Source organism: Paenibacillus sp. 1781tsa1, from assembly GCF_024159265.1.
In the GTDB taxonomy this organism is placed as follows: Bacteria; Bacillota; Bacilli; order Paenibacillales; family Paenibacillaceae; genus Paenibacillus.
The window spans coordinates 2,946,757-2,958,919 of the sequence record NZ_JAMYWY010000001.1; the positions used below are offsets into that span (position 1 = coordinate 2,946,757).

The window sequence follows — 12,163 nt, forward strand, 5'->3', positions numbered from 1 at the left end:
GTTCACCCCCGACGATATGTTTCAATCCTTCTTCAAAAACTATAGTTTCATAATAATGACACCAGTCACCATTAAGGCAATGCCCAGAAATTGCGGTAGTTTCATCTTTTGTTTCACTACGCCGAACCATCCGTTGCTATCCACCAGAAAAGTCAGGAACAGCTGCGCAATGAGCAGGGCCGAGATCGTGAATGTAACCCCAATTTGCTGAATTGCTGTCACTTCGCTGAAAATAATGACGGCACCAAAAGCACCTCCAGCCAGGTACATGGGTTTTACTTGTTTGAGTCCTTGAAGGTTGGTGTCTCTAACAAACATTAGGATCAGCGCCGCTAATATGAATCCTGTCAGTTGTGTAATCGTAGCGGCCTGCCATGTGCCCATGTCGGTGCTAATCCGAGTATTGGCAACCCCTTGGAGCGTGATACACGCGCCGCCCAGTAATGCAAAAATAATTCCTCTCATATGTACGCTCCTTATTCAATCACTTCGACTTCTATTAAATGATAAACTCACCCTAAACGCCAAGGACAAATGTCCTGAGCTTTGAAGTCACAGCATCTAGAGTACAATAAAGAACCCGGGAAATCCAGATGGGCATGAAGAGATACGCGACTTATGTGTTCAGGTACTCATTGTTCATCATAATCCAACGAACCAGTGACACCTTATTGTACCGATTCGATTGATTTGAGAAATCTAAGGAATCTCAGCAACGTTAAATGGGCTATGTCGGGTAGAAAGTGGCTATAAAACAGGGGGAATGGAGGGATAGGGTGTCTACGATTCGTTACTTTTGAAAATCAGCAAATATTCGCTAAATAGAGTGTGTCAGGTTCGTTAGTTATCCAAGAAATGAAACGAGAGTCTCCCGACTTGACCTCGGAGCGTAGAAAGAATGCATAGCTCCGGGGTCGAGTCGACAATTAGTATAAAACAAATCAGCTAGATCCTCTCCGTACAAAATCAAATCCATATTTTTAGATTACAGTATACAAAGGCTTCTCGCCTACAAAACGAACAGACAATTCGGGAAAACGTTCTGCCAACCTGTTAGCCAATAGATTCATTCCCGGAGCCTCGCTCTCGGCATGTCCCATCATGATCAGTGCTTTGGACTTGCCTTGTTGCACAGCATCACGGATATATTCCGGTGTCTCCCATTCGAATCCTTCTCCAGCGATGACAAGATCCAATTGCTTGTTATGAATCAAGGGAATCGTCACAGGGCCATTGCCACGAAAACCTACCAATACCGCTGCGTGTCTACAGACTATTTCCGGATTGCCTGCAACGCGTACATAATCGATCCCAAGGCAACTTTTCACATGGTGAGCAATAGCTAGGGCGGTTCTTCCTTCCGAAAAAGAAAGGATGTCTGCTTCCGGTAGACGTTGCTCCACATAAGAGGACCACCCCAAGGCCTGAATCAGTCCTTCGGTAATGCCATCCGGTTGGAAGCGGTGGATGATATCATGACATCGATAGATGGAAATGCCTGCTTCGTCGATCAACGTCCTTTTGTCCGTATAAACCGAATCAGTTGCAAGCCAATCCGTATGACTGTGATGGTTATAGAACGGAGATTCATGCGCAATAATTAAGTTAGCACCATGCTGTATGGCTTGTTCAATCACATATTGTGTGGGCATAAAAGCAATGATAATACCTGTGACCATACAATCAAGTGAGCCGGTAATGAGCTGATCCACCGTGTTTTCTGGCAGTTCAATGTTATCTAAGAGATGAAGTACAACGTCTTGAACAGTAAGATCCATAGAATGCATTCCTCCAATGACAGGATATAACGATAGTGTACCATGTTGACATCTGAAATCTACTGTCTTCCAGATTATAGGGGTCATTTTTATGGTCTTCGGTTAATACTAAAACATGCAGATAACAGTTAGGTAAGATAACAACGGAGAAAAGTGTTAACTATGTACAGATGTTGGATTCGTGTAGTTTTCTCAAACAAGAATAAGTATACTTACATAGAGTCTTTAATGCATTAAATGGAGCTGTTTGCAACAAACACGGTTTCTATTTCAATAAATACTGAGATTCAGTTGAGGATAAGCACTCATATGCAACAACAGAACAGATTGTGAAAGGGGATAACTACGATGACAGCAACAACTATTATGGAACGTCTGAAGAGCGAGACAGCTCATTATCACAGACAAGTAGAACAGAACCCTTATGCTAAAGCCATTATGAATCAAACTGTGACTATAGAAGAATATAGAACATATTTAGAGAAATTTTATGGATTCCTGAAACCGCTGGAGGATCAGGCTGTACAGCAGCCTTTCTGGGAAAGTACGGGACTGGATATTGAGATTAGAGGCAAGGCTGGACTCTTAGAAAAAGATTTACGAAATCTGGGTGCCAGTGAAGAAGAGATCACTCAACTTCCGCTCTGTAAAGAACTGCCGGATATTTCAACACCTGCCCGTTTGTTCGGATATCTGTATGTAATTGAGGGGTCCACGAACGGTGGACAGATTATGACCAAACGTTTGTCGCAGTTCCTGCCCATTCAAGCCGATCGTGGATTGGAATATTTCAATGCCTACGGCTCAGAGACAAGAACAAGATGGAGTGAGTTTACAGGTTTGCTGCAGCAATCCATCAGCACGCCAGAAGATCATGACAACATGGTACACAGTGCATCGGAGACATTCCGACTGTTGGATCAGTGGATTAATACGGACAAGTAACATGCCGGTTCATCGACCCACGCCTGTAGGGCGGATTTTTTTCACATTTAAAAGGTATCTATATAAGTTGAACTAATACAGTTCAACTTATATAACATCATGAGAGGGGATTTTCCTGGCCATGGCCGAACCGAAGTCCAAGAAAGAACAAAATTTGTTGAACCGCACATTGCTTCATCAGGGAACATATACAAATGATCCGATAGATTTGAATAACTGTGATAAAGAACCGATTCATATCCCCGGCTTTATTCAACCTCATGGTGTTCTTTTGGCCATCAATACCAGTCTTACGCCAACCATTGTTCAGTGTAGTCAAAATACGGAGGACCATTTGGGCATTGCCTATGAGAATATTCTGGGCATGCCTTTGGAGAACCTGATTGGCGAGAAAGAAGTAAGCAAACTGTTGGGAAGCAGCTTCAATGCAGATGTCACCTCTGATTTGCATTACATGGATCTGACCATTAAGGTGTCCGGTGAAGACCAGGTTTTCTCCTCTGTTCTTCATGAGAGTGAAGGTCTGCTCATTCTGGAGATTGAGCCTTTTTATGAAAAAGAGGACGTGGAGACCACTGACTTTGAGTGGATATCCCGATTCTTCGGCCGGATGAAAAGCACAGACAGTCGCGTGGAGGCAAGTCAGATTGCAGCTGAACAGGTGAAGGAAATGCTCGGTTACGACCGGGTGATGATCTATGAGTTTGATGAGCAATGGAATGGTAAAGTTATTGCTGAAGCGCGTGAACAAGAACTCGAGCCATTCCTGGGACATCACTATCCGGCATCGGATATACCGAAACAGGCTCGGGAGTTGTATCTTCGCAATTGGCTGCGGACTATTGTGAATGTAAATTATAAACCCGTCGAAATTGTGCCTATGCTACAACCGCTCACTGGCAAGCCGCTGAATCTGAGTCTTTCGGTCCTGCGTAGCGTATCTCCACTTCATATCGAATATTTGCATAATATGGGTGTAGGTGCGACTGTAACGATCTCGCTCATTCATAACAATCAACTGTGGGGACTCATTACATGCCATCATTATTCGGCCAGATATGTACCCCATCGCGTACGGAATCTGTGCAATTTCCTGGGCGCGTTTTTCTCGAATGAATTGTTTCAGCGTCAGCAACTCGATGATTATCAATCCGAGATTCAATCACGTGAAGCTGCTTCACGAGTTGCAAACATTTTTATCGGTAACACAAGTCCTGCCCGAGTACTTGAGGAATTACAGGGAGAAGAAGAGACGGTGTTAAACCTGATGGATGCTGCCGGAGCAGCGATCTGTTACCAGGATAAGTTATTGTTATATGGTGAAACGCCAAACAGCGGCCAGATTCGTGAACTGGCAGGTTGGCTTGCAGGAAAGTCTGAGGATTACAGTTACTATACTTCGAAACTGAGTTCAGAGTATGAAACATCCAAAGCTTATAAAGATAAGGCTTCCGGGGTTATTTATGTTGCCATTTCGCCTGGACAGCATAACTACATGATCTGGTTCCGACCTGAGGTCGTCCAGGTTGTCGATTGGGCGGGTGACCCAGCCAAAGCGGTGCTCAAGACGGATGACGGCATGCGGTTGTCTCCTCGTAAATCATTCGAGAAATGGCGAGAGGTTGTAAAGTCAACTTCGTACCCATGGACTACGAAAGAGCTGAGCGTGTTACCTTTACTCAAAACCATTGTACGCCGGCAGACGGAGAATCAGCTGGTTCAGGCTGAAGAACAGGCGCTGCAGAATGCTCGTATTTTGCGACAAAATGAACAGCGTTATTTGCAGTTAATGGAATACTCGCCCGTGGCATTCTTTACTCTGACTGATGGTCAGATTATCTATTGTAATACAAAGGCTGCTGAGCTGCTCGGGTTCGAGAGTTCCAAAAACCTGATGGGCAAGGACTTCAGAGAATTTATACCTGACAAAACGAAAGTCACATTGCAACAAAATTTTGAGGAATTAAAGCACAATAACACAAGTTTGATTACCAGCCAGTCGTATTTCACCACAGCGGCAGGTACCTCATTGTTGCTTGAGATTACACTTGCTTCGGTTACACATGCGGGTAAGCCATCTGTCATGGTCCTACTGCATAGCGGGGCGTCTCACCATGAACATGACAATTACACCGAAACGACAAGCCAGCTGCAAAATTACTTGAACACAGATCCATTAACAGATATGCCGATTCAAACGGTGTTCAAGTCTCAGCTTCAGGATGACTGGGATGATTGTTTGCAGGAGAAATGCAGTCTGGGATTGCTCATTGTAGATATCGATGATTTCCGGTCATATAACGCGGCATACGGACTTCAGGGAGGCGATCTGTGTCTGCAATGGATCGGTGAGGTACTCACCGTGGTCAGTGAGCAGCACAATGCACTAATTTCCCGTCTTCGCGGAGGTACATTCATGTTGAAAATGAAGAGCACAACTCCTGAAGATTCAGCGCAGCTTGCGGAAGAGATTAGACAACATGTTCTGGCTCTACAGATCCAGCGAGAATCATCGGGTCCGAGTGGAATCGTCACGGTTAGTGTCGGGGGTGCAGTCCTTGTACCTGATGAGCAGTCAAGTGTATCCGATCTGATTGAAAAAGCCACTCAAGGGCTGGCCCGAGCGAAGAGTGAAGGGAAGAATCGCGCAATTGTAGTCTGATTACGCCTGTGCAACGTTCGATTTGAAACGATACAATCATTATTTGAAAAAAGTTAAATAGACATGATGAAAAGAGGGCAGAAATGCCTTCTTTTTTGTGTCCAAGAATGTCTAAATTTCATCACCGCAGACACAGCACTAGTGTTATAATGATCCCTATGGATACACTTGTTCGTATTCTGCCTTGGAGGAGGGTGAGATAACGTTCTATGAAAGACGACTCTAGACAATTGGAATTCATGGAGATAGATCTGAGCGAAGAACCTGAAACAGCATCGGTTCCGGTTCCTGATCGTTCAACCATTGTGCAGTCTGCACATGATACGATGCAGCATCGTGGAGTCATATTGTCCTCGGAGAAACGTTTTGTAGAGGAAGCAAAGCAGTGGTCAGAGATGGAAGGAGATGTGTCTCCCTGGGTTCCCTTTATGAGCTACTGGCCAACGTATGGTGTGATGAACGAAGCCCAACGCAAGTGGTATTTGTATTGGAGGAGGGAAGTGCGTCAGGGGAGGTACCCGGATACTGATCTGTCCTATCTATTTGTTCATATATATGAGTTGATTAACGGCATTGGCTGGCAGAATGCTCAGGATGGTTATGATCAATTAAAGCAGCTATGGGTGAACTACCGTGAACGGCTTCCTCAATTAAATATATATATGCAAGAGTGGATGGTCGATTATGTTCTGGTCCATCAACTGGACATGTTTTTATCCGAGGTCATGGGCCTTTCGGGCGGATATCTGCCAGCAGAGATGCTGGATAGGGAGCTGCAACGTATTTTACAGGATAAGGTATCGGATATTTCGCTGAATATGCTGCAAAGATACTATGATTACGATATTACACTCAGTAAGTTCTATAGAGATGGCGGCAAAGAAGTGATGGAGCAGTATATCCCACGGGTCATGGCCTTGGTTCATTCGTACCTGGAGCGTACGCGACAAGTTGGACTGCTGCCTGAGTTTGAACCCAACGATGAACGCACGGTGGAGCGTGTACTGTTTCGCAAAGCGGTCTATGATGATTCGATCTACGGAAGATCGGTATCATTCAGATATATGCCCATAGGTGAACAAGCTGAGTTTGTACAGATGGTTACGCGGATCTATCGATGTACTGAAAATAAACTTCGTGAACTGCTCGGATTCAGAGGCCGATTGCGTGGACAGGCATTAGAGCCTGAACTTGCAAATCTCATTGAACGTTACCTGGACAAAGCATATGCGACTGAGCAGGCCGAGACGGTGGAACAACCGGTGGTTCGTATTGATACGGAAAAATTGGCATCGTTACAGCAAGAAAGTGAATACGTACGATTGGCACTTACAATTGAGGATGATCACCTTTCTGAAGAGAAGGATGACGAGGTTCATAACGCAAATGTTACAAGTAATCCATTCGATGCATTGGAGGCAAGGGATGAGATCACTCCAACAGAAGATTCCATGCAGTCGGACCCATCCGTAGAAGAGATTGCAACAGGAGGTCCAGCAGAATCAATTGAGTTGCAGTGGGACGAGTCTGCTGAGGCTGATCTGGATGAAGAATGGCTGCTTTTTGCCAAGGAACTATCCCCTCAGCAGGTGCAAGTGGTTCATGCTCTTCTTGGCGCAAATCCTGATACTGAGCTGATACGTCTGGCTGAGCAATATGGGACGATGCCAACGCTACTGCTGGATGAGATTAATGATGTGGCTATGGAAACGATCGGTGATCTTCTGATTGATGGTGATCGGATTGTTCCTGATTATATAGATGTGTTCGAACATGTGAAGAGGTGATACGTAGTGACAGAACTTAAAATACCGAAGCGGCTGACCACCGCGCTTGTCAATTCATTGACAGCTGGTGTTGTCCCGCGCATAGGACTGGAGCAGATTGCTGTTGGTCGGAAACCGGAAGTGGAAGCCATTTTGCGGGATATGGATAATATTGCGGAGGGCGGCGCAGCGTTTAAACTTATTACGGGCCGTTATGGCAGTGGTAAAAGCTTTCTTTTGCAGATGATTCGTAACTATGCCATGGATCGCGATTTTGTTGTGGCAGATGCCGATCTGTCACCAGAGCGACGATTGGTGGGGACCAAAGGGCAGGGACTTGCGACATATCGCGAACTAATGACTCGTCTGTCTACACGTACACGCCCGGATGGGGGAGCGTTGGAGCCGATTTTGCAAAAATGGATCGCCGGCCTGCAACAATCTACGATGCAGAGTCAGAACCTGCGCCCGGATGATCCCGCTCTGCCGCTGGAAGTAGAGAAGCAGATCTATGCGGTGACGGGGGAGATGCAGAATCTGGTTCATGGCTTTGATTTTGCCAAGGTGCTGGCTTCCTACTGGAATGGGTACAAGCTCGCTGATGATGATCGCAAACAGGCGGCACTACGCTGGCTTCGAGGGGAATTTGCAACCAAAACGGAAGCGAAAAAAGAACTGGCTGTTGGTGTTATCATTGACGATGATAACTGGTATGACTACTTCAAATTGTGGTCTGAATTCACAGCACGCATTGGTTACAAAGGATTGTTGTTGTTTATTGATGAAGCGGTGAATCTGTATAAAATTACAAACAGCGTCTCCCGTCAAAGCAATTATGAGAAATTGCTGACCATGTTCAATGATACGATGCAGGGCAAAGCGGAGCACCTGGGCATATTTGTAGGTGGTACGCCGCAATTTGTGGAGGATGAACGACGCGGATTATACAGCTATGAAGCGCTTCGTTCCAGGCTTATTGATGGTCGTTATGCAGCCAAAGCGTATGCAAATTACACAGGTCCGATCCTGAAGCTGACGATGTTATCGCATGAAGAGATTCTGATTCTGCTCCAGAAGCTGCGACAGATTCATGCCCTGCATTTTGGATACAGTGCAAGTCTGACGGATGAACAATTGGTTGATTTTATGCAAACGGCGGTGAATCGACTGGGGGCGGATGAATTGCTGACAACACGTGAAGTGGTACGAGACTTTATGGATGTACTGCATACACTCCACCAGAATCCTGAAGTGACTTATACTCAATTACTTGGTGAACGGGCTGCCAAACCTCAGGAAACGGGTAAAGGGGCAGATGCTTCCGCAAATACGGATGATCTGGACGACTTTCTGGCGGAGTTTGAATTATGAGTGATAATCCATTCTATCGGCTTGCGCCATTCGTGCAGGAATTTATTTATAAAAAAAGATGGGAATCGCTTCGGCCTGCTCAGATTGAGGCCTGCAATATCTGTTTCCATACCCCGCATCATATGCTGATTGCGGCAGGCACGGCCTCTGGCAAAACGGAGGCGGCTTTTTTTCCTGCATTGACTGAACTGCATGAACGGCCTTCCAAATCAGTTGGCATTCTGTACATCGGACCTCTGAAAGCCCTGATTAACGACCAATTCGAACGTCTTAAGGATCTGTTAACCGAAGGGAATATTCCGGTTTGGCATTGGCATGGGGATGTGCCTCAGGCGGAGAAAACAAAACTGATGAAAAATCCGTCCGGTGTGCTTCAGATTACGCCAGAATCGCTGGAAGGTCTGCTCATGAATCGACCGAATGCGATCCCGGCGCTGTTTCATGATCTGCGCTATGTCATCATCGATGAGGTGCATGCTTTCATGGGAGCAGATCGGGGCATTCAAGTACTCAGCGAGCTTGCCAGAATCGAGCGTATGGCTGGCTGTGCACCGCGAAGAGTGGGCTTGTCCGCTACACTTAGTGACTATGATGCGGCTACATCTTGGCTTGCTGCCGGAACGCAGCAGGGGGTGGATGTGGTCTCTTCTCCAGGTGGTCGCAAGCTGCGACTGCGGGTAGAACATTTCTCTTTTCCAGACGCACAGGACGAGGAGCAGGCGGAGCAGCTTCATAATGCACGCAAAGCGTACTACGACTTCATCTATGAGAGCACACATCGTAAAAAAGCATTGATCTTCACCAACAGCCGTACAGACGCTGAGGTCACTATTCTTGAGATGCGGCGGGTCGCGGCTCGCAGGCAAGAGCGTGATGTATTCCATGTGCATCATGGGAGTATCTCCGCCATGCTGAGGGAGGAAACGGAAGCCGCACTGCGCACCGGATCGGGGCCCGCGGTTGCTGCGGCAACGGTTACGCTCGAACTGGGGATCGATCTGGGCGAACTGGAACGTGTGGTTCAGCTCGGTGCACCGTATAGTGCTTCCAGCTTTGTACAGCGTCTGGGACGTTCAGGGAGACGAGAGGACATGGCATCAGAGATGCTTTTTGTATGTCCGGAGGAAGAGGATGAGGAAGCGCAATTACCAGCACGTATGCCGTGGACGTTGATGCGTGCGATTGCTGTTATCGAACTATATGTAAAAACAAAGTGGGTCGAGCCGCTTGAAGCCCGCAAAATGCCCATAGGTGTGCTCTACCATCAGACGATGAGCATGCTGAAAAGTATGGGGGAGGCGGAGCCGAGAGATCTTGCAGAAGCCATCCTGTCGCTGGCCCCCTTTGCGTTGATTAGACCTGATCAATATCAGGCTTTCCTGAATTACCTCATTGAGACGGATCATCTGCAATGGACAGAGGATCGAACATTGATTATCGGTCTGACAGGTGAGAAAATCGTGAATAATTATCGCTTCTACGCAGTGTTTAAGGATGATGAAGAACATAAAGTGCTGAACGGATCGGAAGAGATTGGTTCCATTACAACCGTGCCCCCACCAGGCTATTGCTTCTCGCTCGCAGGCAAACTGTGGAAAGTGGAAGAGGTTGATCACAAGCACAAGGCTGTGTATGTGAAGTCTGCAAAAGGTAAAGTAGATACGTTATGGCTTGGAGCGGGAGGAGATATTCATACGTCGGTGGTACAGAAAATGCGTGAAGTGTTGTCCGACTCCGTGATCTATCCTTACCTGTCACCACAAGCCGTCAATCGACTTGAACGGGCGCGCCGCCTAGCTCGTGAAAGCGGACTGTTGAAGCAGGTTGTCATTCCGGCAGGGGGAGATTCGATGTATGTTCTTCCTTGGGTGGGAAGTAAATCATTCCGTACATTGGAGCGCCTGATGAAGCATAATCTGTCCAAGAAACTTGCCTTGCGTTCGGTTGTGCCCATGGAGCCCTATTATTTTGTGGTGTCCGGCAAGGTCGATGAACGAACATTGTTAGCCGAGATCATGAGTGAGTGTCGGACGGCTGAAGACGCATCTGCGTTACTGGCTGAAGATGAAGCGCCTTATCTGGGCAAGTATGATGAATTCGTCGCGCCGCCTTTGATCCGTGAGGCTTTTGCCGTGGATGGGCTGGATCTGGATGGATTGAAGGAAGGTTTACAGCAAACATTGGAGTGGGATTCCTCGAGTACCAAGCGGACATGACGTTTTTACGTATTAAAATTTTTATATGGAATAGGGTTGACACCATCTCACCTCCCATGTAATATATGAAAAGTCGTCACACACGAATTACATCAAATTGCATATATCATTTCGTATAACCTCGCAGGCCGAAAGTGTACACAGGGCGAGGGTCTCTACGGGAAGCCTATACTTCCTAACTACGATGCCAAGGAATCAATGTATTCCTTGCTCGTAGTTAGGATTTTTTGCATTTGTATGGTGTCTGTGACCTTGGCATGACTAAACATGCAGGCGTATTTTCTTATCATCAGGAGGTCTATTCACAAATGAAATATTATCTGTCCGTTCTCGCGGGAGCGATGAGCTATGGCATATTATCCACGATTGTGGTTCTGGCGTATGGCGAAGAATATAAACTTGGAGAGGTTGTGGGAACACAGCTGATTACGGGTTTTCTTCTTTCCTGGATGCTGGCGCTATACACAAGATTTAGAACAAAACGTAAGTCACAGGCAAATGGCAAAGCATCAGGAGCCGTGGCACAGGTATTCAAGCGATTGACGTGGAAACAACGTCTGTTATTGATGGCTGCCGGAACACCAACGGTAATTACGGGTCTCGTGTATTATCAGTCTTTGCGTTACATCCCGGCTTCACTTGCCATTATCCTGTTGTTCCAGTTCACATGGATTAGTGTATTGATTCAGGCGATTAGCAAACGTCAACGTCCAGACAAAGTCACGTTCCTTACGTTGATTATTCTGTTTGGCGGAACTTTGCTGGCAGCTGGTTTCCTGGAACAGGGACTGGGTGAGTTCAACGGTCTGGGTATTGCTCTTGGACTAATGGCAGCCGTAAGTTATTCCTTATTCGTATTGTTCAGCGGCAAAGCCGTACCTTCAGCGCATCCGGCGTTCCGCAGTGCGTGGATGGTTACAGGCGGATTGATCCTGCTGTGCATTTTGTTCCCGCCAACATTCCTCTTTAACGGATTGATCTGGAGCCAGTTGCTTGTATTTGGATTGCTGCTCGGATTCTTCGGGGCTTTCATTCCACCCGTACTGTTCGCTATCGGCGTTCCGCATATTGGTGGTGACATGGCCGGAATTCTGGGTGCAGTGGAGCTTCCAATTGCAGTACTGCTATCCTCTATTGTGCTCCATGAGCATGTCAGCGGATTGCAATGGTTCGGAGTTATCATTGTGCTCATTGGTGTAGCCTTGCCAGAGTTGTATAAATTACGCATGAGAAGAAGTAGAAGTACACCGATATATTCCTGAGTTATACCAAAAGGGATATTGTGAAGCATGAACGGGAATAACCGTAGTAAAGCCTGAGAAATCAGGCTTTTTCTATTGAAATATTCTATATAAATTGAACTAAACATTTACACGAAACGGAGAGGACAGAAAGGACCTGAAGAAGCGGAGCGTTCGCCTAAAA

General features: G+C 46.5%; 8 protein-coding genes and 1 riboswitch. Of the genes, 6 read left to right on the forward strand and 2 right to left on the reverse strand.

Annotated features, from left to right (window positions below):
- Nucleotides 1-39: 39 nt before the first annotated feature.
- Nucleotides 40-465, reverse strand: a complete 426-nt coding sequence (locus NKT06_RS13285) for a DMT family transporter (protein ID WP_036608521.1) — start codon at nt 463-465, stop codon at nt 40-42.
- Nucleotides 466-980: 515 nt separating this feature from the next.
- The gene (locus NKT06_RS13290; RefSeq protein WP_253434822.1) at nt 981-1,778 is read right to left on the reverse strand and encodes a Nif3-like dinuclear metal center hexameric protein; all 798 of its coding nucleotides are present in this window, start codon (nt 1,776-1,778) and stop codon (nt 981-983) included.
- A 348-nt stretch (nt 1,779-2,126) separates the two neighbouring features.
- Between NKT06_RS13290 and NKT06_RS13295 the strand changes: the two genes are divergently transcribed.
- The 6 genes from NKT06_RS13295 (at nt 2,127) to NKT06_RS13320 (ending at nt 12,000) form a co-directional block, all read left to right on the forward strand.
- Entirely contained in the window at nt 2,127-2,723 is a 597-nt protein-coding gene (locus tag NKT06_RS13295) for a biliverdin-producing heme oxygenase (RefSeq protein ID WP_253434824.1), read from the forward strand.
- Between the two features lie 121 nt (nt 2,724-2,844).
- Nucleotides 2,845-5,385, forward strand: coding sequence for a diguanylate cyclase domain-containing protein (locus NKT06_RS13300; RefSeq protein ID WP_253434829.1), 2,541 nt, complete (start codon nt 2,845-2,847; stop codon nt 5,383-5,385).
- Nucleotides 5,386-5,594: 209 nt separating this feature from the next.
- Entirely contained in the window at nt 5,595-7,172 is a 1,578-nt protein-coding gene (locus tag NKT06_RS13305) for a TerB N-terminal domain-containing protein (RefSeq protein WP_253434832.1), read from the forward strand.
- Between the two features lie 6 nt (nt 7,173-7,178).
- A complete protein-coding gene (locus tag NKT06_RS13310; protein WP_253434836.1) occupies nt 7,179-8,522 on the forward strand; it encodes an ATP-binding protein in 1,344 nt (447 codons plus the stop codon).
- Entirely contained in the window at nt 8,519-10,738 is a 2,220-nt protein-coding gene (locus tag NKT06_RS13315) for a DEAD/DEAH box helicase (RefSeq protein WP_253434839.1), read from the forward strand. Before NKT06_RS13310 ends, NKT06_RS13315 begins: the two co-directional genes overlap by 4 nt.
- A 91-nt stretch (nt 10,739-10,829) precedes the next feature.
- A riboswitch (purine riboswitch) is annotated at nt 10,830-10,940 on the forward strand.
- Nucleotides 10,941-11,046: 106 nt separating this feature from the next.
- A complete protein-coding gene (locus NKT06_RS13320; protein WP_253434842.1) occupies nt 11,047-12,000 on the forward strand; it encodes an EamA family transporter in 954 nt (317 codons plus the stop codon).
- Nucleotides 12,001-12,163: the final 163 nt, after the last annotated feature.